Source organism: Microbacterium resistens NBRC 103078, from assembly GCF_001552355.1.
GTDB lineage: Bacteria > Actinomycetota > Actinomycetes > Actinomycetales > Microbacteriaceae > Microbacterium > Microbacterium resistens.
Genome location: NZ_BCRA01000049.1, coordinates 1 through 23,903, shown reverse-complemented (window position 1 = coordinate 23,903; position 23,903 = coordinate 1). Strand labels below are relative to the sequence as shown.

Sequence of the window (23,903 nt, the reverse complement as noted above, 5' to 3'; positions counted from 1 at the left end):
AACGCCGGCTGAACTCCTGGTGACGCGCGGCCGGACAGACCACTCCCGCGCGGCTCAGGACGCGGGCCGCTCGCCCCCTCCGTCCGCGCCTCGGCTCTCGGACAGCTCCGCCTGCAGCTGGGCGTTCGCGTCCTCGAGATCCAGCACCCGGCTGATCCCGGCGATGTTGAGCCCCTCGTCGCGGAGCCGGCCCGCACGCTTGAGCCGGTCGATGTCGTCGTCGCTGTACTGGCGGGTCCCGCCGTCGCTGCGGGAAGGCGTCAGCAGCCCCTTGCTCTCGAACAGCCGGAGTGTGGGGATCGGCATCCCCACCAGCTGCGCGGCGATGGCGATGCCGTACACCGGCGTCCCGGAGTCGCGCTCAGTCATGGTGATCCTCATCGGGTACTTGCAGATCGGTTCGATGTGTTGTATGAGTAAATCTATAGCACATGATGCAGATTACCTGCATCCCCACCGCCCGATTCGGGCCGCACGAAAGGAGCACATCATGGCATTGAACTTCGACCCGATCAGTCAGCTCGATCGCTTCGCCGCGAGCGTGCTGGACTCCGGCCGCGCACCCCGATTCATGCCGGTCGACCTCGCCCGTGACGGCGACCGATACATCCTTCACGCCGACCTGCCCGGCGTGGACCCCGGATCGATCGACATCGATCTGGACGGGTCGCTGCTGACGATCCGCGCCCAGCGCACCGCGGACTCCGGCGAGGGCGTGCGCTGGCTGAACCGCGAGCGCACGGCGGGGTCCTTCCTGCGCCAGTTCACCCTCGGGGACGGCGTCGATCTGGAGAAGATCTCGGCGTCGTACGAGAGCGGCGTGCTCACCGTGATCATCCCCGTGAGCGAACGGGCGAAGCCGCGCAAGATCGCCGTCGCGTCCGCGGACCAGACAGCGTCCCTCACCGCCTGATCCCCTGGCGACCGCCCCGGGGCGTCCGGATCCGGACGCCCCGGTCGGCGGCGCCCCGTCCACGGAAGGAGCAGGAGCATGATGCTCTCCCCCTCACTCAACCGCTTCCTCGCCGAGATGGAGTACCCGGCGGAGAAGGACGATCTGGTCCGCGAGGCGCGCCGCGAGGGCCTGCCGATGACGGATCTCCTCGTCGTCCAGGACCTCCCCGAGCGCAGCTACGACTCGTGGTGGCAGATCCGCCGGGCCATCGGCGAGGGCAGCGACGGCGCCCCGGCCGAGCGCGAGCTCGTCGGCGCCTGACGCCGCACGGCGGCGCGCCCATATTGCACAGGGTGCGCCGCCGTCAAGCCCCCGAAACCCGTCCCTGGCCCTCCCCCTGACACAGATACGGTTCACTCATGGGAACTCTCTACTACGGCAGCGCCGAGGCCCCGATCGAGATCGAGGATCGAGCACTGGCGCACCTGAAGATCGTGATCGCGACCAAACTGCGCCGCAACGAGAGCTTCACCGTCTCGTGGACGCATCCGGAGGAGCAGCCGCGCGGGCGCAGCACCATCTGGGTGCACCCCTCCATCCCGCTGCGCTTCGTGTTCGACGAGCCCGAGCAGCCGCCCCTGAGCCGCAAGTGGATCGACGAGCTCGCCCACTCCGCGCACTCCTCCGGCGGCATCAAGCTCATCCCCGAGCACATGGAGTGACGCCCCGCCCCTTTCCGACCGGCCGGCTCCATCCCCGCTGTCGCCGCGGAATCCTCGGGGCCGTGCCGGTGTTGGCCCGGACGTGAGCATCGACCGCGCGATCATCGTCCACGGCTATTCCGCCACCCCCGCCGACCACTGGTTCGCCTGGCTCGCGGACCGCCTCCGGGAGCAGGGCATCGACACCGTGATCCCGGCGCTTCCGGGCACCACGGCCCCGGACCGCGAACGGTGGGTCGCCGCCGTGCGGGATGCACTGGGTACCGCCGACGAACGGACGGCGGTCGTCGCCCACAGCCTGGGCGCCGTCACCGCCCTGCATGCGCTCGACCGGCTCAGCGACTCCGAGCCGCTCGGGATGTTCGTCGGCGTCTCGGGCTTCGCCGATCCGCTTCCGACCCTGCCGGAGCTCGATCCCTTCGTGTCCCCCGCGCCCGACCTGGAGCACCTGGCCTCGCGCATCCGCCGCAGGGTGATGCTGCACTCCGACGACGACGCGATCGTGCCGCCCGCGCACTCCCGGGCGCTCGGACGCGCGCTCGACGCCGACATCGTCGTGGTCCCCGGCGCGGGGCACTTCCTCGCGAGCCAGGGCTTCACGGCTCTCCCGCCCCTGGCCGAGCTCTTCGGAGACGCACCGGAGCCGGCGACCCCGGAGACGCCGGTCCAGGAGGCGGCCGGATCGCCGCCCGCGGCCCGGCGCTAGCCGCCGCGGAGGGCCGTCACGGGTTCGATCCGCGTCGCCCGCCAGGCCGGATACCAGCCGGAGGCCCACCCCACCACGGCGCCCAGCAGCGCGCCGGCCACGGCGACGAGGGGATCGGTCACGGGCGCCCATCCCTGGACGGCCGCGACGACCACCACCGCGATCACGCCGAGCGAGGCGCCGATCAGCCCGCCGATAAGGCCGATGACGATCGACTCCACCATGAACTGACGACCGATCTGCTTCCGGGTCGCGCCGAGCGCCCGCCGCAGGCCGATCTCGCCGATCCGTTCCATCACCGACAGCAGCGTGACGTTCGCGATGCCGAGTCCTCCGGCCAGCAGCGCGATCGCGCCGAGGATGAGGAAGACGACGTTCACGTCGGCCTGCACGTTCTGGCTGAGATCCGAGGCCGCAGCGGGCGCCCGCGCCTTGAGGGTGTCCGGCTCGTCGGGCTGCAGCGCGAGCACGGCCTGCTTCGCCACCTGAGGACCGGCGCCGACCGTGATCCGGATGGCGAGCTCGGACGGGGCGATCACGTCGAAGTCCGCGCGGGCCGCGCCCATCGGGATGATGACGCCGTCGCGGAGGTCGCTGCGGCGCTCCATGCCGTCGATGATCCCGATCACGGCGTAGGCCACCCCGCCGATGAAGATCGACGGCTGGGAGTCCACGCGGTTGATCCCCAGGCGCTCCGCCGCCTTCTCCCCGAGCATCGCGACGCGGTCCGCGCGCCGGTCGTGCCCGGCGTCGAAGGCCCGCCCGGTCACGAGCCCGCCGTCGACGGCGGGGAGGAGGCCGCCCGAGGCGGCGAACAGTGTGGGCGAGGCGGGGACCGGTGCAGAGGGGTCGTTGACCGGGACGGCGGTGATCGTGTCGGCGTCGTTCAGCGTCACGTCGGCGATCAGCGCGGCGTCCTCGACGCCGGCGAGGTGCATGACGCGGTCGGCGCCGTCCCAGGGGATCCGCCCCGCCGCGACCGTCTTGTTCTGCCCGCCCGTGCGCGCCTCGGCCGGAGTCACGACGACCTGCGTCGAGGCCACGCCGTCGAACTGCCGGGCGATCTGCCCGGCGGCGGTCTGCGCGAACCCGATCGTGGCCACGAGGGATCCGATCCCGAGCACGGTGCCGAGGATCGTCATGACCAGGCGCGCGGGCCGGGATCCGATGTCCGACGTCGCCTCCGCGACGAGGTCCTGGAACGTGAACCGGTCCGCGTGCCGCACGGCGGGGACCAGGGACGAGGCGGACGGGTTCCCGGTCGCCCCGGCGTCCCCCGCGCCGCCTCCGCGTCGACCGATCCGTCGGCCCCTCCTCCTCTTCGGAGCCTTGGCGGTCATGCCGTCGAGGAGCGATCCGTCCTCGGCCGTCTCGGCGTCCGCGGCGTCGGCCCCGGCGGATTCATCCGGCGGGCCGGCGTCCCGCCGGCGCGGCCACAGCCTCACAGCTCGCTCAATCGGCCGTCGGCGATGCGGATCCGCCGGGCGGCCCGGCGCGCCACGGCGTCGTCGTGGGTGATGACGATGAGCGTCAGACCGTCCGCGTTGAGCTCCTCGAACAGGGTCATCACCTCGCCCGAGGTCTTCTGGTCGAGGTTTCCCGTGGGCTCGTCCGCCAGGAGCAGCCGCGGGCCGCTCACGACGGCGCGCGCCACCGCCACCCGCTGCCGCTCGCCGCCGGACAGCGAGTTCGGGAAGAACCCGATCCGATGGCCGAGCCCCACCCGGATCAGCGCCTGCTCCGCGCGCCCCTCCCGCTCCGCACGCGGGACGCCGCTGTAGAGCATCGGCATGAGCACGTTGTCGAGCACCGTGCGCCGCGCCATGAGGTGGAACGACTGGAAGACGAAGCCGATGAAGCGCGCCCGCACCGCGGCGCGGTCGTCGTCGGAGAGATCGCCGGTCAGCGCGCCCGCCAGGCGGTACTCCCCCACGCTCGGCCGGTCCAGGAGCCCCAGGATGTTGAGCATGGTCGACTTGCCCGACCCGCTCGGCCCGACGATGGAGAGGTAGTCGCCGGTCTCCGCCGCGAGACTGACTCCCTTGAGCGCCTGCACCTCCGGCGGCCCGGGGAAGGATCGGGTGACGTCACGGAGCTCGACGAGAGGCGCCGTCACCGCCCCACCACCACGAGGTCGCCCTCCTCGAGCGCGCCCTCGGTCGGTCGGACCTCGACCGCGCCGCGGGCGGCCAGGCCGGTCTCCACGACGACCATCCGCGTCTTCGCGTCCTCCCCCTCCTTGGGGTCGGACTCGACCACCTCGACCCGGGACTCCCCACCCGGACCGGCGGTGAGCGCGGCCAGCGGCACGGACAGCACGTCGCCGTCCGTGGCGCCGACGGCGATCTTCACCCGGACGTTCGTGCCCTGGAGCTGCTGGATCTGCTCCGGCGACAGCGGGTCGGGCTCGAACAGCACCTCCCAGCGGGCCTTGGCGTCCTTGCCCGCGTTGAGGGCGCTGATCACGGCGCGGTGTTCGGTGCCGTCGGGAAGCTCGAACGTCGCCTCCGCGCCGACCGAGAGCAGTCGCGCGTCGGCGTCGGCCGCCGCGCCGGTCAGCCGCACGGTCGCACCGGACACGGTCATCGCCTTGCCCTGGAGCACCGTCCCGCGCTTGACCTCGACCGCGTCCACGCGGCGCGGGAGCTCGGTAAGGAACAGCACCTCGCTGGACGGCAGGTACGGCAGCATCGCCTGCCGGGCCTCCTCGAGCGCCTCGTTCGCGGACTGCACCTGGGCGTGGGCGGCATCGAGCGCCGCTCGCTCGCTGCTCGTGTCCTTGCCGTTCCACAGCGCCTCGCGCTGCAGCTGCGCGGTGCGCAACGCCCACTCGGCGGCCTGCACGTCGCCCTGGGTGGCCTTGGCCTCCGCGACCTTGCGCTCGGCCTCGGCCACGGCGACGTCCGCCTCCCAGATCTGGACGTCCGTCGGTCCGGCCCCCGCCTGATCCAGCGCGCTCTGCGCCGAGGCCACGCCGCTCTCCGCGCTGCGGACGCCCTCCTGCGCGGCGCGGAAGGTCTCCGCCGCGCCGTCCGGAGCGGGCGGCGCCGGATAGCCGGCCTGCGCGTAGAGCTGCGCGACGGCGTTGGCGGTGGCCTCGTCGAACTGGTTCGAGCCCACGTCGCCGGGATCGATCCCGACCGCGGCGAGCGCCTGCTTGAGCTGGACCACGTCCGGCCCGGAGACGCCCAGGCGCAGCGTCCTGTAGGCGGGCAGCTCGCCCGGCAGGACGATGACCGGACGCCCCACGACCTCCAGGGCGATCGACAGCGGGGACAACGTGGCCCCGACCTCCGGCACCTGCCCCGTGACGACGGCGGCGCCGGAGACCGCGGACGTGTCGAGCGTCACCTCGACCGCGTCGGCGTAGCCCACGTCCGCGCGGAGGGTGACGTCGTTGCTGAGCGGGCCGAACTCCACCGGGACCGTGACCAGCCCCGGCTTCGGGGGCGGCCCCTTCGCGTCGGCGGGGGAGATCAGGAAGGTCCCGATCAGCAGTCCCGCGACGAGGCTCACGACCGCGAGGGAGGCGACGATCCACAGCGACTTGTTGCCGCGGAAGACCCGCCCCCATCCCCGGACGCGCGAGGAGCCGCCGGAGGACGCCGCGTCCTCGGCCTCCTCGCCGTCCTCGCGGATCAGGCGGTCGAACTCGTCGGTGGTCGCCGACTCGCCGGCGGCCACGGGCGGGTCGGCGGTCGCTTCTCCGGCTCCGGCGGACGGGTCGACGGCGCCGGTCTCGCCGGACTCCGGCTCGTCGGGCTCGCCCGCGCCCCGGCCTGCGGGCCGGATCACTGGGCCTGGGCCTGCTCGGCCGCGGTCTTGAAGGCCTCGAGATCCGCCTTGTTCTCCTTGATGAACTGCTCTTCGAGGGCGAACTGGATCTTCAGGGAGTTCTGCAGGTAGGAGGTCTTCTGACGGCACTCGTGGTCCTTCAGCGCCAGCTCGATCTCCCGCTCGCCGAGCTTCTTCATCTCGGGGCTCTTGCTCGGGTCGGCGGCCTCCATCTGCTCGGCCGTCATCTCCTCGGAGCCGTCTCCGTAGGCGGCCTCGTAGATCTTGCTCTGCTCGTCGTAGATGGACTGTGCGGCGTCCATCTGGTTGGTGAATCCGGGCTCACCGGCATCGGTCATGCACGCGGCCCACTCGGCGTTCAGGTCCGCCATCTCCGACGACTCCTGCGTCGAGGTCCAGAACTCCTCCATGCGCGTGCGCAGGTCGGCGAACTCGTCCTGCTGCCACGGGTCGTCGCCCTGGACCTCGTGCTGCGCCTTGCCCTGGCAGCCTGCGTTCTCCCACTTGTACTCGAAGCTGCCGTCCTCGCTCATCTCCGCCGGATCCGGCTGCGGTCCGTACAGCGTCTCGTAGTACGCCGTCTTCTCGGATTCGCTGAGGGAATCGATGTACTTCTGGTTCGGGTCCTGGTAGGTCGCCGGCTCCTGCTCCGCGTTGCGCTCCTGCCACGGGCTGTTCACCGCGCCGTAGCCGTACTTCTCGACCCATTCCTTGTTCTCCGGGTCCCAGTCGCCGTCGCCGCTGGTGAAGATCGCGCCGCTGTCCTGGATGTTCGGCTTGTACTCGAAGCCCTGCTCGGCCATGCACTCGGCCATGAGCTCTTCCTGCTTCTTCTGCTGCTCGTCGAACTTCTTCTGCTGTTCCTCGGGGGAGGCGTCGCCGCCGTAGGCCGCGGACAGATACGTGTTGAGCGGGGAGTCCTCGTAGTCGAGCTCGCCTCCGCCGGGACCGCCGGAACAGGCGGTCAGGGCCAGGGCCGTCGCGGCGAGGACGACGACGAGTCGGGGTGCGGATGTGCGCATCGGGGCTCCTTCGTTCCGGGCACGTCAGCGCCAGGTCTTCCCCACACCGTATTGACTCCGCCGCCCCCGGCGCATCCGTCGGCAGGATGATGTGACCAACCTCATAGGATTACTTCCGATATACCGGATCGTCTACGCCGAGCACGCCGCCGGAGGCTTCCGGGTGACCGTGCTGTTGCCGCGGTCCTCCGGTGAGGGCCCGACGCCCCACACGACCTGACGCCGGACGGCGACGCCGAACGGACGCCTCAGTGCGGCGCGCGGTCTGCGCCCGCTGCGGACAGGGCGCTGCCGCGGTCGAGTCGGCGCAGCAGCACCGGCGCGACCGCACCGTGCAGCAGCACGCTCGCGACGACCGTGACGACCATGACGTCGAGGACGAGATCGCCTTCGGCGCTGTTCGGCGGGAAGGCGTTGAACGCGAGCAGCCCGAACGCGATGGAGGCGGTCCCGCGAGGACCGAGGGCACCGATGAGCAGACGGTCCCGCGGCCTGATGCCGCTGCCCAGGAGCGACACGTACACCGGGCCGATGCGGAGCACGGTGAGAACGAGCGCGGCGAAGAGGAACAGCGACGGATCGACCCCGCCGACGAACACGACCACGGCGGACGCTCCCAGCACGAACCACACGAGATTGGCGGCGAGAACGCCGACCTCCTCGACGAGGAGGAGCTCCGCGTGCGGGATCGACCCCCCGGCTCCGCGGGTGCGGACCGCACGGTAGGCGACCCCGGCGACGAAGGCGGCGACGAACCCGTTCGCGTGCACCACGGGGATGGCCACGGCGCCGCCGTACGCGATGAGCGGCACCAGCAGCATGACGAAGCGCACGCCGGCGTCGTCGGCGAATCCCCGACGGTGCAGCGCCTTCACGCCCCAGCCCACGAGCGCGCCCAGCACCACGCCGACAGCGATCGCCGTGAGCGTGGCGGGCACGGCGGTGACGAGGGCCTCACCCATATGGATCATCCCGTCCACCGCGATGGACTCCCGCTCCGCCGGCTTCGCCCGGACCAGTTCGACCAGCCCCACCGACATCGCCAGGGACATCGCGAACAACGGCGACACGACGCCGTCGTTGTACCCGCTCTCCACGTTGAGGATCTGCCGGACCCTCGCCGGGACGTGCCCCAGGCGGAGGATCCTCGCGGCCGGCGCGAAGTCCGTGGGCATGACGATGCACACGATCACGAGGATGACGATGAGGACGACGATCGTGTCCGGAAGGATGAAGATCCCGGCCACCGCGGCGAGGATCAGGGACAGCGGCAGGGCGATCAGCACGAGGCGGAGCGTGATCCGGCCCTCACCGCCGAAGATGCCCCTCCCCCGCACCTCCGTCGCATCGACGAACAGCAGGATCGCGAGCACGACCTCGACGACCTTCTCGCTCCACTCCGCATCGATCGCGCTCTCGAAGGCGGGCAGATCCAGCGTGGCCGCCGCCGCGCCGATCACGAGGAGGGCGGCAGGACCGGCGACGCCCCACCGCTCCATGCGATGCGAGACGAGCGACCAGAGCAGCACGGCCACCAGGCCGATCAGCACCAATGGGGACATCGCCGCTCCTTCTCCCCCCGCCTCCGCCGATGCCTCGGCCCGCGGGTCCCGTCCGACACCTCCTCGGTGTCCGCACGCCCACCGCTGAGGATATCGGTGCGGCGGCCCCTCAGGATCCCCCGGCGGCGGCGACCTCCAGGAGCGTCCGGCTCGTCGGCGTGAGGTCTCTCGTCGTTCCCCGCCAGAGCGCCGTGATCGGTCGGATCAGCCGCTCGCCCGCGATCGGCACGACGTGCAGGCGGCCGAGCCTGATGTCGTCGGCGACCGCGCGCCCGGAGAGGAGGGCGACGCCGAGCCCGCCCGCGACGGCCGAGCGCACGGCCGCGGAGGTGGGGAGCACGGCCGCCGGTTCCGGCGCGTCATATCCCAGGCGCTTCCGGACGGTCCGCTCCCAGGCATCGCGGGTGCCGCTGCCGGGCTCGCGCGCGACGATCGGCGCGGCGGCGACCTCCGCCAACGACACCTCGTCCCTCCGCGACCACGCATGCCCGGGCCCCACGACAAGGACCAGCTCGTCGGTGGTCACGGCCGTGGACGCGAGGTCGTCGGGCACGCGGGGCGTCTCGATGAATCCGAGGTCCGCCGCCCCCGAGCGCACCCGCGCGATCACGGACTCGCTGTTGCCGGTCGCCAGGGTCACGGCGGTGGGGATGCGCCCCTCGTCCTGCTGACGCCCGCGGAGATCGACGAGCCAGCCCGGGAGCAGATGGGCCGAGACGGTCTGGCTCGCGGCGACCGTCAGCTCGCGCCGGCTCTCCTCGCGCAGGGTCTCGATCCCCGCTCGGAGACGGGAGGCGGCCGCGAGGACCTCCTCGCCCCAGCTGACGACGACCTCGCCCGCCGGCGTCGGGCGGACCCCGCCGGGCGAACGGCGGAAGAGCTCCAGCCCGACCTGTCGTTCCACGCTCCGCAGTCGCGCGGACGCCGACTGCTGCGTGACGCCGACCTCCCGCGCCCCCGCCGAGATCGACCCGTGCCGCGCCACCGCCGCGAGCAGCTCCAGGGCGGGCAGATCCGGCACCGTCCGCATCGTCTCCATCCCCACAGTCTGACCCTGTATCTCCACCGGCACCACCCGGCTACCCGGCGCAGGACGGCTCGCGCACGCTGGATCCATGCTCTCCCCTGCCGCGTCCGCCGATCGCCCGCGCCTCCTCGCCGTCGTCCCCGGAGTCGGCCTGACGGCCCTCATCGCCGCGGTGTCGACGGTGATCGGCGGTCTGGCGCCGGTCGTCGGGTCCGCGCTGCCCGCCTTGCTCATCGGCGTCGTGATCTCGCTGTGGCGTCGGCCCGGCCCCCTGCTCGCCCCGGGCCTCGCGGTCTCCGGTCGCCTCCTCCTGCAGACCGCGGTCGTCCTGCTCGGTGTGCAGATGTCCGTCGCCGACGTCCTGCGCGTCGGGCTGGAGTCCCTCCCGGTCATGCTGACGAGCCTCGCCGTGTGCCTCCTCGGGGCGTGGATCCTCGGTCGGGCGCTGCGGGTCGAGCGCCGCCTCACCACGCTGATCGGTGTGGGCACGGGCATCTGCGGCGCCTCCGCGATCGCGGCCGTCTCCCCCGTGATCGCGGCGACGGGAGCCGAGATCGCCTACGCCATGTCCACGATCTTCCTGTTCAACGTGCTGGCCGTGGTCCTCTTCCCCCTGCTCGGACATGCGCTTCAGCTCGATCCGCACACCTTCGGCCTGCTCGCCGGCACCGCGGTCAACGACACCAGCTCGGTCGTGGCGACCGCGGCCGTCTACGGCGCCGCGGCGCTGGGCTTCGCGGTCGTCGTGAAACTCGTGCGCACGCTCATGATCATCCCGATCAGCATCGGGCTCTCGATCGCCGAAGCCCGTCGCCACTCCCGCGGGCGCCGGCTGACGCCGGGAGGGGTCGTCCGGCTCGTGCCCTGGTTCCTCGTGGGCTTCCTCCTCGTCGCCGCCGCCACCTCCACGGGGATCGTCCCTGCGACCGTCCGAGACGGCCTGTCGGCGGTGAGCGGCTTCCTCATCGCGATGGCCCTCGCCGCGATCGGGCTGTCCACCGACGTCGCGGCCCTGCGCAGGGCCGGCTGGCGCCCCCTGGCGCTCGGGGCGATCCTGTGGATCCTGGTCACGGCGGCGTCCCTGGCGACGATCGCCCTGCTCTGACGACGGCGACGAGACCGTCCGGAGACGACGGTCGACGGCAACCAGGCGGTCACGGAGCCCAGATCGGGGTGGATGCCATGATGAAGCGGTGTTCAGCTATGAGCTCCCCCCGTCGAAGGCCGTCCAGGCGCTACGCAACGGCACACGCCCGGAAGCCGCCTTCCGGAACGTCTCGACCTTCCTGGCCCGCTGCACGACAACGACGGCACAATCGCCCGAGAGCATCAGAGTCACGGTGAACGACCACCCCGACCGGAGCACCCGGACCCTCCGCGAGCGGCTCGAGAGCCAGTTCGGAGCGGCGCGGGTTCATTTCGACGGGCTCTACACGCAGCACGCGTGGGATCCGTCCGTCACCATGCTCGACGCCATCCTGGCATTCGCCTTCACCACGGACGTGAGCGAGCCTGCCGTCCGTCCTCTCGTCGAGACGCGGCTCGACTACTTCTTCGCTTTCACGGATCCCGCAACGGGAGCGCCGCTTCCCGGCCAGGACTCCGTTCCCGTCCCGCGGCCCGGTGGTGGTCTGCGTCGCTACCCCAACTCCCTTCTGTCCGTGTTTCTCGCGCGGCGGTCGACAGGGATGCCCGAGTGGCTGTTCCCTTTCGAGGATCAGGGAGAGTTCCAGGACTACCTCTCCTCGATCCGGGATCTCCTGCCGTTCCAGAAGTTCGACCTCCACGCGCTCCGACGCGTGCACCACGGCGCTAGCGGTCCCTACCTGCGCCGCATCACCGTTCCGGCACTCTGACCGACGCCGCATTCGGCCGCTCTGGATCCGGAAGGAGGCGGCGTCCTAGAGCCAGCCCTTGCGCTTGAAGACGAGGTACAGCACGAACGCGCCGCCCACCATGAGCCCGATGGCCATGGGGTACCCGAAGACCCAGTGCAGCTCCGGCATCGCATCGAAGTTCATGCCGTAGACGCCCGCGACGATCGTCGGGGCGAAGAAGATGGCGGCCCAGCTGGAGATCTTCTTGACCTCCTCGCCCTGCCGGATGCTCTCCTCGGTCATCCGCCGCATCTCGTCGTTCTGGCGGCGGGCGACGATCGTCGACTCCACCGTGAGGGCGTTGTCCAGCACCGTGCGGAAGGTGGCCGAGCGGTCGATCACCCGGATGGTGTGGTCGAGGACGTCGCGCAGGTAGCGTTGCAGCTCGCCGTCGACGGCGTACTTCTCGGATCCCCGCAGCAGCGCCTCGAGCATCTCGCGCAGCGGCTGCGTCGCCCGCTGGAAGCCGATCACCTCGCGGGAGAGCTCGTAGATGCGCTGAGTGAGGTCGGACTCGGCCACGAACAGCTGCGCCTCGATCTCGTCGATGTCGTTCTCCAGGCCCGCCACGACCGGCGCGTACTCGTCTACGACCTCGTCGAGGATCGCGTACAGCACCGCTTCCGGGCCCCGCGCCAGCAGCGCGGGGTCGTTCTCCAGCCGGTGGCGCACCCGGCCCAGGCTCGGGGATTCGGCGTGGCGGATCGTGACGACGAACGTGGGGCCCACGAACACGTGGAGCTCCCCGAACTCCACCTCCTCCACGTCGTCCAGGTACCGAGCGGGGCGCAGGACCAGGAAGAGCGTGTCGCCGTAGCGCTCCAGCTTCGAGCGCTGGTGCCCGGTCAGCGCGTCCTCCACCGCCAGCTCGTGGAGTCCGAACTCGGCCGCGACCTGGCGCACCTCCTCCTCGCTGGGCCGGTAGAGCCCGATCCATCCCATGCCTCCGCGGGCATGCATCAGCTCGAAGGTCTCCGCGAGCGACGCCGGGTTCTCCGTGCGCACGCCGTCGACGTAGATGCCGTTGTCGACGATCGCCATCGACGCCTCCTCCTCGCTCGGCTCGGGGGACGACCGACAGTCAGTCGTCGTCGCCCTCGCCCTCGTCCTCCCCGGCGGGCTCCTCCGCGGCCGGCTGGTCGACGGGGCAGATCGCCTGGCTGCCGATCACCTCGTGGTACTGCTCCGCGGTGAAGGGGAGCCCGAACTCGGGGGCGGCGGCGCCCTTGGCGGCGGGGGCCTTCGACCCGATCGCGGCGAGCTCGAAGGCAAGCGCCGAGATCAGCGCACCGCCGCCCGAGGAGCCGTTGAGCACGACGGCGACCGTGAAGCCGCTCGCCGGGTCCGAGTACGCGGCGGTGAGGTAGCCGGGCGCCCAGCCCTGCTGTCCCACCATCGTCCCCACGAGGTACCCGCCTCCCGTCGCCTGGAACCAGGACGGCGCGCCGTCATAGGCCGGCAGGGGCGCGCCGAAGCGGGCGGGCTCGTCCTTGGTGCGCAGCGCCTGCTTCGCCTCGGCCTGCGCGTAGCGGCCGAGGTCCTCGATCGTCGAGACCACGCCCGAGTCGGTGAACCCGATGCTCGCGGAGCTCACCGTGACGTCCACCGGAGCGGCGCAGTCGTAGCCGCCCTCCGGCGTCCGCGGCGCGTACGTGCCCGCGAGCACGGGCCCGTCGCTCGGCGCGGCCGGCCGCGCCGAGGGGAGGCTCGTGCTGTTCAGGCCCAGAGGACCCGTGACGTAGGTGCGGATCAGGGACGCGGCGCTCTGGCCGCTCGCTCGCTCGAGCGCCTGGCCGAGGAGAAGGTACGCCGCGTCGGAGTCCCGGAAACCGCCGCCCGGGGCCGTGCGCTGCTGCTCCATCCCGTAGCTCGCGAGCTCCTTCGGGTTCCACATGCGCGTGGGGTTCGAGAGCCAGTTCGACTCCGCGATCGACGAGCTCAGCCCCAGGCCGGACGTGCCGTTGCAGAGGTCCAGGAGCGTCACGTCGGCCAGATCGGGGACGCCGGCGACCCACGTCGTCACGGAGTCCTCCAGGGCCACGGTGCCGCGGTCGGCCAGCGCGTAGAGCACGTCGCAGGTCATGAGCCGGGTGACGTCGCCGATGCGGAAGGCCATGTCCGTGCTGGCGGGAGTCTCGTCCCCGGGGCCCGCGGTCCCGATCCCGGTGACCCACGAGCCGCTCCATGGCGCCCACACGCCGACGACCGCGCCCGAGGAACCGCTGGCGGCCATCGCGTGCGCGACGGCGTCGTGCAGCTGCGTCTGGAGGTCCTCCGGCAGCGCGCCCTCGACCTGCGGAGCCGGCGTGTACGCGGGGGTCGACTCGGGGGCGCATCCCGTCAGCGCGAGCGCGACGATCACCGCTCCCGCTGCCGCGATGCGCGTACGACGCATGGTCCGTCCGTGCACAGAAACCCCCCTGGATGTCTGAGGAGAGTCTAAGGGCCGGGCCTCCGCGTCCTCGTCATCCCTACGGATGATCCCGATCCCGCCCCTGCGCGGACCGGCGGCGGGCCGGGTCCGGGACCTCCCCTCGTGCGTAGAGTGGGGCCATGCCCAGCCCCTTCTCCGACGAGGTCGTCGCGGCGGTCCTCCGCCACATGAACGGCGATCATCAGGACGACAACCTGCTCATCGCGCGCGCGTTCGGCGGCGCCGACATCGTCTCGGCATCGATGCGCGGCTTCGACGGGGACGCCGGCGAGTGGACCGTCAGCCGCACGTCCGGGGCTCCGGAGACGCTGCGCGTGCCCTGGCCGGGCGGTCCCATCCAGGAGCGACCCGAGGTGCGTCGCGAGGTCGTGGCCCTGTATGACGCCGCGTGCGCCGCCCTCGGCGTGGATGCTCGCCCGCACGGCTGACCTGCGAGCCGGCTGAGCGATCCCGATCCGCCGGCTCGGAATCCCCGTCGTTCGCTGGGTGCGGAAGTTAGGTGTGCCTTACACTCGTGCCATGGCCGAGATCGTCTCCTTCTCCGCGGCGCTGCGCGAGCGCTCCTCCGGGTCGCACTCGCGCAGTGAGCACGCCGGCTTCATGGCCTCGCTCCTGAGCGGCGAGGCGTCCCGGGAGGACTACGTCTCCCTCGTCGCCCAGCACTACTTCATCTACGAGGCGCTCGAAGAGGTGGGCGAACGGATGCGGAAGGATCCCGTCGCGTCCGTCTTCCTCAGCGACGCGCTCACCCGGCTGCCCGCCCTCGAAGCGGACCTGGACTTCCTCGTCGGCCCCGAGTGGCGAGAGCGCATCGCGCCGCTGCCGGCGACCGCCCGCTACGTGGAGCGGATCCGCCAGGTCGGCGCGACCTGGCCCGGCGGTTTCGTCGCCCACCATTACACCCGCTACCTCGGCGACCTGTCCGGGGGCCTGTTCATCGGCCGGGTCATGGCCCGGCGATTCGGCTTCGAGACCAACGGGATCGGGTTCTACCTCTTCGACGCCATCGCCGACCCCGCCGCCTTCAAGGACGTCTACCGCGAGCAGCTGGACGCCGCTCCGTGGGACGAGGCCGAGCGCGAGCGGGTGATCGACGAGGTGTTGCTCGCCTACCGTTTCAACACCGAGCTGTTCGAGGAGCTCGAGGCGCAGCGCCTCGCCGCCTGACGCCCGCCGGTCGTTGAGCGAGCGCAGCGAGACGAAACGCCCCCACCCCGGGTCACCGCGTTTCGACTCGTCGCTGCGCTCCTCCTCGGTCGTTGAGCGAGCGCAGCGAGACGAAACGCCCCCACCCCGAGTCACCACGTTTCGACTCGTCGCTGCGCTCCTCGCTCAACGACCGAGAACCGCCCCCCGGTCGTTGAGCGAGCGCAGCGAGACGAAACGCCCCGCCGGGAGGCTCAGGCGGGAAGGACCGGGGTCGAGCCCTGCCGCGCCTCCCAGGCCGCGCGCATGAAGCGGCGCACGTCCTCGTCCACGCGGATGTCGCTCGGACGCAGCGGACGGGACAGGTACAGCCCGTCGAGGGAGGTGAGCCGGGACAGCGCCACGTACGTCTGCCCGGGCGCGAAGGCGCCGGAGCCCAGGTCCACGATCGCGCGGTCGTACGTCTTGCCCTGCGACTTGTGGATCGTCACGGCCCACGCGAGGCGGAGCGGGAACTGCGTGAACTCGGCCACGACCTCGCGCGACAGCGTCTTGGTCCCCGGGTTGTAGGCGTAGCGGAACCTCTCCCACACGGCGGGCTCGACGTCCACCTCCTCCCCGTCGATCTCGACGCGCACCGTGTCGCCCAGGATCCGCGTGACCGTGCCGATCGTGCCGTTCACCCAGCGGGGCGGCTCCCCCTGCACGCCGGCGTCGTTGCGCAGGAACATCACCTGCGCCCCGACCTTCAGCTTGAGCTCGGCGTCCGCGGGGTAGTTCGCCTCCCCGCGTCCGAAGTCGCCCGACACCTCGGCCTTCGCGGTCTGCTCGCGCCCCGGGAGCGCGGCGAGGTGACGCCGATTGATGCTGTTGACGATGTCGTTGCGGGTCGCGAGCGTGATGATGGGCGTCTCGCCCGGCTCCGGCTCCGGGGGCGTCCGGGCTCCGGCGGCGTTCAGCGCGCCCGCGATCTCCGCCGTCACCCGGCCGTACCGGACGGCGTTCAGCATCGCCTTGAACCCGTCGTCGGCCTGCCGGTGGATGCGGACGAGCTCGCGCACGTGCAGAGGCGCCCCGTGCTCGCCGACGTCCAGCATGCCCGCCTCGTCGGCGGCGCCCCCGGTCCAGACCTTCGCGTCGAAGAACCAGAACGAGCGGTAGTGGTCCTGGATGTAGCGCAGCTCGTCGCCGCGCGGGGGCACCGGCGCCAGCTGGTACGGGTCGCCGAACATCACGACCTGCACGCCGCCGAACGGCTCTCCCCGGCGCCCGCGAGCCTGGCGCAGGGATCGATCGATCCCGTCCATGAGGTCCGCGTTGACCATCGAGACCTCGTCGATCACGAGCGTGTCGATCGCGTTCAGGATCCTCCGCGTGGCATCGGACTGATCTAGCTCGGTGTCGGCGATGAGCCCGATGGGAAGGCGGAAGAGCGAGTGGATCGTCTGCCCCTCGACGTTCAGCGCGGCCACCCCGGTGGGCGCGCACACCGCGATCTGCTTGCTCGTGTTCCAGGCGAAGTGCTGCAGGAGCGTGGACTTCCCCGTCCCGGCGCGGCCGGTGACGAACACGTGGTCCCTGGTGTCCTCGATGAGGCGGAACAGCTCGTGCTGCTCGTCGGACAGGGTGGGGATGCTCACGGATGCTCAGGCTCTCGGACGGGGGATGCGCACACCATGGTACGGCGCCCTCCCCCGGGCGCGGCGCACCTCTCCGAGGGCATTCGGGCTCGGCACAGTCCCACTGCCTAGACTGGCGCCCATGGAGCAGCCGAGCGACGTCCCGACGCGCCGTCGTCCGGCTCGCCTGTCGTCGGATCTCGCGCTGCTGGGCGTGGTCGCGCTCGTTCTCGTCGCCGCGCTGGGCGCCGGCGGCGTCACCCTGTACCGCGAGTTCTACAGCCCCTCGGCCTTCGTCACGCGCTACCTCGACCTCCTCGCGCAGCATCGCGCCTCCGACGCCCTGCGCCTGCCCGGGGTGGCCCTGGATCGCGAGGCGCTGGACGGGGATGCGGCCGCCGCCTCGGACGCGCTCCTGCGCGGAACGGCTCTCGCTCCCCTGACCGACTACACCGTCGCCGACGAGCACGCGGACGGGGACGAGATCCTCGTCACCGTGGAGTACCGCGCTGGCGGGCACGCCGGACGGACGACCTTCCACGTCGCCAGGGAGGGCTGGCTCGGTGTCGCGCCGACGTGGCGGTTCTCGCAGAGCCCCCTCGCGGTCGTGTCGCTGACGGTGCGCGGCGCCGAGCAGTTCACGGTGAACGGATTCGAGCTCGACCGGCGCCAGGTCGCGGCCGGGGGCGTGGACGCGCCGCCGCTGGAGCCGGTGCCGCTCCTCGTCTTCTCCCCGGGCCTGTACTCCGTGAGCGTGGACACCCCGATGTCGGCCACGCCCGGGATCGGGGTCCTCGCGGACGCGCCCGGTGCGACCGTCCCGGTCGACGTCCAGGCCCAGCCGACGGGCCAGTTCGTGCAGGTGGTGCAGCAGCGGGTGGACGAGTTCCTCACGCAGTGCGCCACGCAGCAGGTCCTCATGCCGGCGGGATGCCCGTTCGGGATGACGGTGCAGAACAAGCTCGCCTCCGACCCGCACTGGTCGATCGTGGAGATGCCGAAGGTCTCCGTGGAGCCCGACGGCGCGAACTGGCGGATCCCGCCGACGGACGCGGTCGCGCACATCGTCGTCGACGTCCAGTCGCTGTACGACGGCAGCATCCGCGAGGTGGACGAGGACGTGCGGTTCCGGATCGATGCCACGATCCAGGTGCTCCCGGACGGCGCCGCCTCCATCGTCGTCGGCTCCCCGGACCTGCCCATCGACGACGGCGACTGACCGGCCGCCCGATCCCTGTGACGGTCAGCGCCGGCGGGGCGCCTGCCGCGCCTCCCGCTCCGCCGCGCGGCGGTCCTTCTCCGCGAGCTCGGCCAGGCGCGCGTTGTACTCGGCCAGCTCCGCGTCGCCGGTGCGGTCCGCGTGACGATCGGCCCGCTTCTCCGCGCGGGCGTCGCTGCGGCTCCACTGGATCGCGACGGTGATGGCGAGGATGAGCGTGGGGATCTCGCCGATCGACCATGCGATGCCGCCGCCGATGTACTGGTCCTCCATCGGCGTCGGCCCCCAGGTCCGCCCCATCGATCCGAACCACTCCGCCACCATGAGCCCGGACTGCATCATAATCGCCATCCCGAAGAAGGCGTGCATGGCCATGACCGCGATGAGCGTGATCAGCCGGCCGGGGTAGGGCAGGCGCTTGGGCACAGGATCGGCGCCGATGAGGGAGAGCACGAAGAGGTAGCCGGAGATGAGGAAGTGGATCGTCATCCACTGGTGCCCGATGTGGTCCTTCATCGCCCAGCGCACGAGGTCTGTGAAGTAGAACGCCCACAGCGACACGATGAAGATGGCCGCGGCCGCGAACGGGTTCGTGACGACCTTCGAGAACGGCGAGTGCACGGCCCAGAGGATCCACTCCCGCCCGCCGCGCGTTCCGTCCTCGCGCTTGTCGATCGCACGCAGCGCCAGGGTGACCGGCGCGCCGGAGACCAGCAGCAACGGGATCGCCATCGACAGCATCATGTGCCCCATCATGTGGATGCTGAAGAGGAACTCCTGATAGGCGTTGATCGGCCCGCCGGTGACCCAGACGAGCAGCAGCATGCCGAGGATCCAGAGGACCGTGCGGTGCACGGGCCAGGAGTCGCCGCGGGCCCGCAGCCGGCGGACGCCGGCGAGGTAGAAGACGATCCCGAACGCCGCCGCGGTCAGCCAGATCAGGTCGATGTTCCACTGGGTGAACCAGCGGTCGAGGGTGAACTCGGGCGGAAGGGGCGATCCGGTGAGGATCTCCGCCGGCGTCCGGGACGACGCCGGCTCGGTCCCGGTCGGCGGGGGCGTGCGGGCCAGGGCCGCCGCCGCTCCCGAGGCCAGTCCCATGAGCGCGAGCTCGGCGAGCACCAGGGTCCAGAACCAGCGGGTCGCGTTCCCGGCGGTCTCGATGCGGGGGATCAGCCGCGTGCGGTACCAGGCGCCGAACGCGCCCAGCAGGAGCAGCAGCACCGCCTTCGCGATGACGAGCGCGCCGTATCCGGAGGACCACAGCGCTTCCCAGGTGCCGACGGCGACGATGGCGCGGGCCACGCCCGAGACGGCGACCACGGCGTACGCCGCCAGGGCGATCGCGGAGTATCGGCGCAGGAGCGGGCCGAAGCGGGTGAGCTCGGTGCGCGTGCCGTGCAGGATCACCAGCAGCACCAGGCCGCCGAGCCAGACGGCCGCGCCCAGCGTGTGGAGCAGGATCGAGTTCACCGCGGCGGTGTGCCCGGCGAGGTCGCCCGCGTGTCCCTCGGTGGCGAGCGGGATGAAGGCCGCCGCCGCGAGGATCGCGGTGAGGAGGGCCGCGAGCCAGCTGCGGAAGGCGAACGCGGAGATCGTGATCACGGCCGCGGCGAGGACGGTGATCAGCCAGGCGCGACCGAGGTTGGTCTCGACGAGGAACCGCCCGAACTGCGCACCGAACTCGGGCCCCGAGTCGAGCTTGACCGGGAACACGTTCATGAACGTGAGGAAGGCCGCCCCCGCGGACGAGACCGTGAACACCGCGGCGCCGATGGATGCGGCGTCCAGCGCCACGTCGAACGACCGCTTCCCGCTCTGCAGCCCGAACAGCGCGAGCACGAGCGAGCCCAGCATGACGGCGCCGCTGAGGTTGCTGAGCAGCTTCACCAGCGGGAGCCCCCAGCGCACCACCGGCCCCGAGTCGGCGATCACGGCCGGAGCCGCGCCCCCGCCGAGGGCCAGTCCGACGAGCGCGGCGACGACGGCGGCCACCACGAGGATCACGGGTCCCGCGATGCGCGAGACGGCGGCCTGCGTCGACACGACGCCCTTCGTCGGGGGCGGACTGGACGGGCGGTTCACCCCTCCAGCCTAGGCGCGTCACCTATGCGCCCCCGGCGCAGCCCGGTGGGGACGCTGAAGGCCGTCCCCCAGCGACTGCGGGACGGCCTTCGAGGCGAGACGTCTTACTTGACGGCGGCCTTGAGCTTGGAGCCGGCGGTCACCTTGACGCGCTTGCCGGCCGGGATCTTGATCTCGGCACCGGTCTGCGGGTTGCGGCCGGTGCGCGCGGCGGTCGCGACCTGCTCGAAGGAGATCCAGCCCGGGATCGAGACCTTGCTGCCCTTGGCAACGGCGTCCGAGACCGTGGCGAACAGAGCGTCGAGCACGCCCGAGACAGCAGCCTGGCTCTGACCGGTGGCGCTGGCGATGCTCGCGACGAGCTCGGTCTTGGTGATGGACTTGTCAGCCATGTCATCCTCCAGCGACGAAAGGCTCGTCGCTTGTTTTTCGAAGTTCCGCGGGGCGGACGCCCCCCGTTGGTCGAATGACCGCCTCGAATGTATCAACTCCGCCCCGTTTTTCCGCGTCATTTCGCGGGTTTCCACGTATTGGGGCGGCGTGTCGCGCCTCATGCGTCACACCAGTCACACCCGTGATCCCCAGACGTGCCCGCGCCCCTTCCCGTGCGGCGGCCACAACAGCGGACGACTGCCACTCCGGCGGAGGCCGCACGTCGGATCCACCGCCGATGCGCGGGTTCTCCGACGCGGCAACGCGGCAGGGCAGGGAGCGCGGCAGCGCGGCAGGGCAAGGGAGACGGGCAGAGACGCAGAAGGGGCGAGGATCCGAAGATCCTCGCCCCTTCCGAAGGCGTCGTGCTTACCAGCTCGACTTGGTCACGCCGGGGAGCTCCCCACGGTGCGCCATGTCACGGAAGCGGACACGCGAGATGCCGAACTTCGTGAGGACACCGCGCGGACGGCCGTCGATGACGTCGCGCGAGCGCAGACGCACCGGCGACGCGTTGCGGGGAAGCTTCTGCAGGCCGACGCGGGCGGCCTCGCGCTGCTCGTCGGTCGAGTTCGGGTCGACCAGAGCCTTCTTGAGCTCCAGACGACGCTCGGCGTAGCGGTCGACGACCGCCTTGCGCTGCTCGTTGCGAGCGATCTTGCTCTTCTTGGCCATGATTAACGCTCCTCGCGGAATTCGACGTGCTTGCGAACCACCGGGTCGTACTTCTTCAGCACGAGGCGGTCGGGGGTGTTGCGGCGGTTCTTCTTGGTCACGTAGGTGTACCCCGTGCCCGCCGTCGAGCGCAGCTTGATGATCGGACGGACGTCCTGAGCCTTCTTCGCCATTAGAGCTTCACACCCTTCGCAAGGAGGTCCTTGACCACGTTCTCGATGCCGCGCGCGTCGATCACCTTGATGCCCTTGGCGGACACGTTCAGGGTGACCTTACGGCCGAGGGACGGGACGTAGTAGGTCTTCTTCTGCACGTTCGGGTCGAAGCGGCGCTTCGTCCGGCGGTGCGAGTGCGAGACGTTGTGACCGAAGCCGGGAACAGCACCGGTCACCTGGCACACTGCTGCCATGATGGTGACTCCTTCATTACCGTGAGGCCGGACGGCCCCACCCAAGATCCCTTGTCTGCACGCCTCGTCCGCACATTCGGAACGGGGAGGCATACGAACTACGCACAGGAGCGTGCGCAGACAAAGAGTCAGTCTAGCACGGCGCGACTCCCGGGCCTGACGCGTCCGGCTAGAGCGCCGCAGCCGCCTCGGCCGCGCCGCGCCCCCAGCGGAAGGGAGAGACGGTGCGGTCGCCCTCGATCCAGAACCGCCACGGGAACGCCGCGGTGCCCGCGAGCCCTGCCACCCCGACGCGGGGGCCCCGCGCGATCGGGAGCGGATCCGCGTCGACGTCCGCGAGCCACAGCTCGGCGACGGCGCCGGCGCGCTCGGCGCCGGTGACCGCGTCGATCCCGTCGTGCGCCGGATGGCGAAGGCCCGAGGCCTGTCCGAACCGGCCGGGGCCGCGCGCGAGATCCCGGGCGGCGACGGGGGTGAGAGGCGTCGCGGCGCCACGGCGTCGCGCGGCGGTCTCGACGCCCTCGACGACCTCGCCTGCGCGCAGGAGGATCCCGCCGGCCGACCCCTCGGGGCCGCAGACGACGTTGACGCAGGAGTGGATCCCGTGACTGAGGTACACGTACAGATGACCCGGCTCGCCCCACATCGTGGCGTTGCGGGCCGTCCGCCCCATCCGCGCATGGGAGCCGGGATCCGCGGTCTCCCCGGTCCCCTTGCCGTGGTACGCCTCGACCTCGGTGATGCGCAGGACCGTCTCCTCGCCGTCGAGCACCGTGCGCAGTCTCGATCCGAGCAGACGCGGGGCGACCTCCACGGGGAGATCGGCCAGCTCGGCGCGCGTCGCGCGGTGATGCCGGGACGCCGCGCCGGGCGTCCGCGTCATCGGCGGGGCCCCACGGCGCACCACGACGCGTCGAACCCGGCGAGGACGACCTTCTCCTCGCCGGTGCGGGTGTCCAGGATGTGCGTCTGCAGCGTCTTCGGCAGCGGCAGCAGGGAGCGGTCGTACGGGTTCTCGACGAGGTTCGGCGCCACCACGATCGCGGAGTACTGGCCGCTCGGCGAGGGGCACGCCTGCATGATCGCATCCGATCCGGTGACGGACAGCAGCATCTGCGCCGTGCCGTCGTCGTCCACGCGCGCGATGCCCTGACCCGTCGGCAGGCCCGAGGCGTCGCGGTCCACCGTGTGGCGCAGAGTGCCGCCGGGGAACGGCGTGATCGACGTGGACAGTCCGTAGTCCGGGTTCGACGGCGCCAGCGGCTTCTCCGATCCGTCGGCGAGATCGAGCTCCAGCAGCGTGTTGGAGCGCTCGATGATCGCGGTGTACGTGCCCCGCGAGATCCCGAGGATCGACTGCGCCAGTCCGAGGTTGGTCGCCCCGGCCTCCGCCGAGCGGTCGTCCACCCACAGGGTGCCGGTGAAGTCCACGAACAGCGCCGACGACGTGTCCGGGACGAACTGCCACTCCGCGACGCTGGGCGTGGATCCGCCCACCTCGACGATGCGGGGGTCTCCGCCGCGGACCGACTGCGTCACGAGCACGCTCGCACGCCCGCTCGTGGCGGAGATCTTCTCGTCCGTGAAGGTGTAGCCGACCAGGCCGCCCCGATCGGAGACCTGCAGCATGGACAGGTAGCCGTCGCCCGGGAGCGGCAGCTCCTCCTCGTGCGTGCCGTCGAGGTCCATCACCCGCAACGACGACAGGCCGCCCTTCTCCACCGCGACCACCAGCCGATCGGCGGTCGCGCGGAAGTCCTGGATCTGCGCGGCGCTGTACACCGGCACGGCGCGCTCTCCGCCCAGGTCCGTCCGGAAGATGGTGTCGTCGCCCTCGGCGTCGCGCTGGAGGAGGAAGATCTGCGACTGGGGGGTGCGGAAGGTCGTGTGCAGCGCCCCGGCCGGACCGCCGCCGGTGCCGGTGACGTCCGCCACGGTGACGGCGTACTCGGTGTCGTCGTCCAGCGGCACGGTGAAGCGGATCCCGAGTGCTCGGCCGGCGGTGTCGAGGGTGAAGGGCACGGCGGGCTCGATCGTCACCTGCTCGGGGGCGACCTCGGCCAGCGGCTCGTTGGCCCGGAGGATGAGCCGGGTGCCGGACGACTCGATCGCCGCGCGCGGGTCCACCGACACGCTGCTCACGCGAGGCCCCTGGATCAGGCTCACCGCGCTCAGCCCCCCGACGAGCAGCACGAGGGCCCCCAGCACGCCGCCCAGCAGCAGCGCGAACCGTGGTCGGCGCCCGCGATCCGACGAGGCGGCCGCGGCGCCGTCGGTC

General features: G+C 71.5%; 26 protein-coding genes. 9 read left to right on the top strand and 17 right to left on the bottom strand.

Annotated features, from left to right (window positions below):
- Positions 1–54: 54 nt before the first annotated feature.
- Complete coding sequence (locus MR1_RS09425; RefSeq protein WP_067245431.1) at positions 55–369, bottom strand: MerR family transcriptional regulator; 315 nt, start codon at positions 367–369, stop codon at positions 55–57.
- Positions 370–490: 121 nt separating this feature from the next.
- On the opposite strand from MR1_RS09425, the gene MR1_RS09420 reads away from it, so the two are divergent.
- The 4 genes from MR1_RS09420 (at position 491) to MR1_RS09405 (ending at position 2,323) form a co-directional block, all read left to right on the top strand.
- Positions 491–913: an Hsp20/alpha crystallin family protein gene (locus MR1_RS09420; protein WP_067245430.1), complete on the top strand. Its 423-nt coding sequence runs from the start codon at positions 491–493 to the stop codon at positions 911–913.
- Between the two features lie 78 nt (positions 914–991).
- Entirely contained in the window at positions 992–1,216 is a 225-nt protein-coding gene (locus MR1_RS09415; protein WP_067245428.1) for a DUF2795 domain-containing protein, read from the top strand.
- Between the two features lie 98 nt (positions 1,217–1,314).
- Complete coding sequence (locus tag MR1_RS09410) at positions 1,315–1,617, top strand: DUF7882 family protein (protein ID WP_067245427.1); 303 nt, start codon at positions 1,315–1,317, stop codon at positions 1,615–1,617.
- A gap of 82 nt (positions 1,618–1,699) precedes the next feature.
- Positions 1,700–2,323, top strand: a complete 624-nt coding sequence (locus MR1_RS09405) for an RBBP9/YdeN family alpha/beta hydrolase (protein WP_084344501.1) — start codon at positions 1,700–1,702, stop codon at positions 2,321–2,323.
- On the opposite strand, the gene MR1_RS09400 is transcribed toward MR1_RS09405, so the two are convergent.
- The 6 genes from MR1_RS09400 to MR1_RS09375 all read right to left on the bottom strand — a co-directional run bounded on the left by MR1_RS09400 (position 2,320) and on the right by MR1_RS09375 (position 9,741).
- Entirely contained in the window at positions 2,320–3,768 is a 1,449-nt protein-coding gene (locus tag MR1_RS09400; RefSeq protein ID WP_255218120.1) for an ABC transporter permease, read from the bottom strand. The two genes, MR1_RS09405 and MR1_RS09400, sit on opposite strands and share 4 nt — an antisense overlap.
- Positions 3,765–4,439, bottom strand: a complete 675-nt coding sequence (locus MR1_RS09395) for an ABC transporter ATP-binding protein (protein WP_067245418.1) — start codon at positions 4,437–4,439, stop codon at positions 3,765–3,767. The genes MR1_RS09400 and MR1_RS09395 overlap by 4 nt, the downstream gene beginning before the upstream one ends.
- Entirely contained in the window at positions 4,436–6,118 is a 1,683-nt protein-coding gene (locus MR1_RS09390) for an efflux RND transporter periplasmic adaptor subunit (RefSeq protein WP_255218119.1), read from the bottom strand. Before MR1_RS09390 ends, MR1_RS09395 begins: the two co-directional genes overlap by 4 nt.
- Positions 6,115–7,140: a hypothetical protein gene (locus MR1_RS09385; RefSeq protein WP_067245409.1), complete on the bottom strand. Its 1,026-nt coding sequence runs from the start codon at positions 7,138–7,140 to the stop codon at positions 6,115–6,117. The genes MR1_RS09390 and MR1_RS09385 overlap by 4 nt, the downstream gene beginning before the upstream one ends.
- Before the next feature lie 248 nt (positions 7,141–7,388).
- Complete coding sequence (locus tag MR1_RS09380; protein WP_084344500.1) at positions 7,389–8,702, bottom strand: cation:proton antiporter domain-containing protein; 1,314 nt, start codon at positions 8,700–8,702, stop codon at positions 7,389–7,391.
- Between the two features lie 109 nt (positions 8,703–8,811).
- Positions 8,812–9,741, bottom strand: a complete 930-nt coding sequence (locus MR1_RS09375) for a LysR family transcriptional regulator (protein WP_067245404.1) — start codon at positions 9,739–9,741, stop codon at positions 8,812–8,814.
- A 76-nt stretch (positions 9,742–9,817) separates the two neighbouring features.
- Between MR1_RS09375 and MR1_RS09370 the strand changes: the two genes are divergently transcribed.
- Both MR1_RS09370 and MR1_RS09365 read left to right on the top strand, forming a co-directional pair.
- The gene (locus MR1_RS09370; protein ID WP_067245402.1) at positions 9,818–10,834 is read left to right on the top strand and encodes a YeiH family protein; all 1,017 of its coding nucleotides are present in this window, start codon (positions 9,818–9,820) and stop codon (positions 10,832–10,834) included.
- A 235-nt stretch (positions 10,835–11,069) separates the two neighbouring features.
- Positions 11,070–11,585 carry a hypothetical protein gene (locus tag MR1_RS09365; RefSeq protein ID WP_157517992.1) on the top strand — a complete coding sequence of 172 codons (516 nt, stop codon included), beginning with the start codon at positions 11,070–11,072 and terminating at the stop codon, positions 11,583–11,585.
- Between the two features lie 45 nt (positions 11,586–11,630).
- Here the strand turns inward: MR1_RS09365 and corA are convergent, their stop codons facing one another.
- Together corA and MR1_RS09355 are read right to left on the bottom strand one after the other, a co-directional pair.
- Positions 11,631–12,647: a magnesium/cobalt transporter CorA gene (corA, locus tag MR1_RS09360; protein WP_067245397.1), complete on the bottom strand. Its 1,017-nt coding sequence runs from the start codon at positions 12,645–12,647 to the stop codon at positions 11,631–11,633.
- Between the two features lie 40 nt (positions 12,648–12,687).
- Positions 12,688–14,001, bottom strand: a complete 1,314-nt coding sequence (locus MR1_RS09355; protein ID WP_067245395.1) for a serine hydrolase domain-containing protein — start codon at positions 13,999–14,001, stop codon at positions 12,688–12,690.
- Between the two features lie 158 nt (positions 14,002–14,159).
- Between MR1_RS09355 and MR1_RS09350 the strand changes: the two genes are divergently transcribed.
- Both MR1_RS09350 and MR1_RS09345 read left to right on the top strand, forming a co-directional pair.
- On the top strand, positions 14,160–14,468 hold the full coding sequence (locus MR1_RS09350; RefSeq protein ID WP_067245393.1) for a DUF2470 domain-containing protein: 309 nt from the start codon (positions 14,160–14,162) through the stop codon (positions 14,466–14,468).
- A 91-nt stretch (positions 14,469–14,559) separates the two neighbouring features.
- On the top strand, positions 14,560–15,207 hold the full coding sequence (locus MR1_RS09345; RefSeq protein WP_067245390.1) for a biliverdin-producing heme oxygenase: 648 nt from the start codon (positions 14,560–14,562) through the stop codon (positions 15,205–15,207).
- Positions 15,208–15,440: 233 nt separating this feature from the next.
- Here the strand turns inward: MR1_RS09345 and MR1_RS09340 are convergent, their stop codons facing one another.
- Positions 15,441–16,826: an ATP-dependent DNA helicase gene (locus MR1_RS09340; RefSeq protein WP_067245387.1), complete on the bottom strand. Its 1,386-nt coding sequence runs from the start codon at positions 16,824–16,826 to the stop codon at positions 15,441–15,443.
- 121 nt (positions 16,827–16,947) lie between these two features.
- Here MR1_RS09340 and MR1_RS09335 point away from each other — a divergent pair, with 121 nt between their 5' ends.
- Positions 16,948–18,024 carry a hypothetical protein gene (locus MR1_RS09335; protein ID WP_067245384.1) on the top strand — a complete coding sequence of 359 codons (1,077 nt, stop codon included), beginning with the start codon at positions 16,948–16,950 and terminating at the stop codon, positions 18,022–18,024.
- Positions 18,025–18,048: 24 nt separating this feature from the next.
- Here MR1_RS09335 and MR1_RS09330 read toward each other — a convergent pair whose 3' ends face one another.
- The 7 genes from MR1_RS09330 to MR1_RS20080 all read right to left on the bottom strand — a co-directional run.
- Positions 18,049–20,070 carry a cytochrome c oxidase assembly protein gene (locus MR1_RS09330; protein ID WP_067245382.1) on the bottom strand — a complete coding sequence of 674 codons (2,022 nt, stop codon included), beginning with the start codon at positions 20,068–20,070 and terminating at the stop codon, positions 18,049–18,051.
- Between the two features lie 143 nt (positions 20,071–20,213).
- The gene (locus MR1_RS09325; RefSeq protein WP_045250850.1) at positions 20,214–20,501 is read right to left on the bottom strand and encodes an HU family DNA-binding protein; all 288 of its coding nucleotides are present in this window, start codon (positions 20,499–20,501) and stop codon (positions 20,214–20,216) included.
- Between the two features lie 409 nt (positions 20,502–20,910).
- Positions 20,911–21,216, bottom strand: coding sequence for a 30S ribosomal protein S14 (gene rpsN / locus MR1_RS09320; protein ID WP_067245380.1), 306 nt, complete (start codon positions 21,214–21,216; stop codon positions 20,911–20,913).
- A gap of 2 nt (positions 21,217–21,218) precedes the next feature.
- Positions 21,219–21,389 (bottom strand): 50S ribosomal protein L33, encoded by a 171-nt coding sequence (gene rpmG / locus MR1_RS09315; RefSeq protein WP_046014935.1) that lies wholly within the window; start codon positions 21,387–21,389, stop codon positions 21,219–21,221.
- Complete coding sequence (gene rpmB, locus MR1_RS09310; RefSeq protein ID WP_067245377.1) at positions 21,389–21,625, bottom strand: 50S ribosomal protein L28; 237 nt, start codon at positions 21,623–21,625, stop codon at positions 21,389–21,391. Before rpmB ends, rpmG begins: the two co-directional genes overlap by 1 nt.
- A 169-nt stretch (positions 21,626–21,794) precedes the next feature.
- Complete coding sequence (locus MR1_RS09305) at positions 21,795–22,508, bottom strand: DNA-3-methyladenine glycosylase (protein ID WP_067245472.1); 714 nt, start codon at positions 22,506–22,508, stop codon at positions 21,795–21,797.
- The coding region (locus tag MR1_RS20080; RefSeq protein ID WP_067245374.1) for a hypothetical protein at positions 22,505–23,903 on the bottom strand (1,399 nt) is incomplete at its 5' end. The genes MR1_RS20080 and MR1_RS09305, both read right to left, overlap by 4 nt.

Excerpts from the sequence above, each read along its gene's own strand:
- rpsN (WP_067245380.1), bottom strand. The coding sequence starts at position 21,216 with ATGGCCAAGAAGAGCAAGATCGCTCGCAACGAGCAGCGCAAGGCGGTC.
- MR1_RS09410 (WP_067245427.1), top strand. The coding sequence starts at position 1,315 with ATGGGAACTCTCTACTACGGCAGCGCCGAGGCCCCGATCGAGATCGAG.
- MR1_RS09420 (WP_067245430.1), top strand. The coding sequence starts at position 491 with ATGGCATTGAACTTCGACCCGATCAGTCAGCTCGATCGCTTCGCCGCG.
- MR1_RS09425 (WP_067245431.1), bottom strand. The coding sequence starts at position 369 with ATGACTGAGCGCGACTCCGGGACGCCGGTGTACGGCATCGCCATCGCC.
- corA (WP_067245397.1), bottom strand. The coding sequence starts at position 12,647 with ATGGCGATCGTCGACAACGGCATCTACGTCGACGGCGTGCGCACGGAG.
- MR1_RS09375 (WP_067245404.1), bottom strand. The coding sequence starts at position 9,741 with ATGGAGACGATGCGGACGGTGCCGGATCTGCCCGCCCTGGAGCTGCTC.
- MR1_RS09325 (WP_045250850.1), bottom strand. The coding sequence starts at position 20,501 with ATGGCTGACAAGTCCATCACCAAGACCGAGCTCGTCGCGAGCATCGCC.
- MR1_RS09355 (WP_067245395.1), bottom strand. The coding sequence starts at position 14,001 with ATGCGTCGTACGCGCATCGCGGCAGCGGGAGCGGTGATCGTCGCGCTC.
- MR1_RS09385 (WP_067245409.1), bottom strand. The coding sequence starts at position 7,140 with ATGCGCACATCCGCACCCCGACTCGTCGTCGTCCTCGCCGCGACGGCC.
- rpmB (WP_067245377.1), bottom strand. The coding sequence starts at position 21,625 with ATGGCAGCAGTGTGCCAGGTGACCGGTGCTGTTCCCGGCTTCGGTCAC.
- MR1_RS09350 (WP_067245393.1), top strand. The coding sequence starts at position 14,160 with ATGCCCAGCCCCTTCTCCGACGAGGTCGTCGCGGCGGTCCTCCGCCAC.
- MR1_RS09305 (WP_067245472.1), bottom strand. The coding sequence starts at position 22,508 with ATGACGCGGACGCCCGGCGCGGCGTCCCGGCATCACCGCGCGACGCGC.
- MR1_RS09415 (WP_067245428.1), top strand. The coding sequence starts at position 992 with ATGATGCTCTCCCCCTCACTCAACCGCTTCCTCGCCGAGATGGAGTAC.
- MR1_RS09370 (WP_067245402.1), top strand. The coding sequence starts at position 9,818 with ATGCTCTCCCCTGCCGCGTCCGCCGATCGCCCGCGCCTCCTCGCCGTC.
- MR1_RS09345 (WP_067245390.1), top strand. The coding sequence starts at position 14,560 with ATGGCCGAGATCGTCTCCTTCTCCGCGGCGCTGCGCGAGCGCTCCTCC.
- rpmG (WP_046014935.1), bottom strand. The coding sequence starts at position 21,389 with ATGGCGAAGAAGGCTCAGGACGTCCGTCCGATCATCAAGCTGCGCTCG.
- MR1_RS09380 (WP_084344500.1), bottom strand. The coding sequence starts at position 8,702 with ATGTCCCCATTGGTGCTGATCGGCCTGGTGGCCGTGCTGCTCTGGTCG.
- MR1_RS09335 (WP_067245384.1), top strand. The coding sequence starts at position 16,948 with ATGGAGCAGCCGAGCGACGTCCCGACGCGCCGTCGTCCGGCTCGCCTG.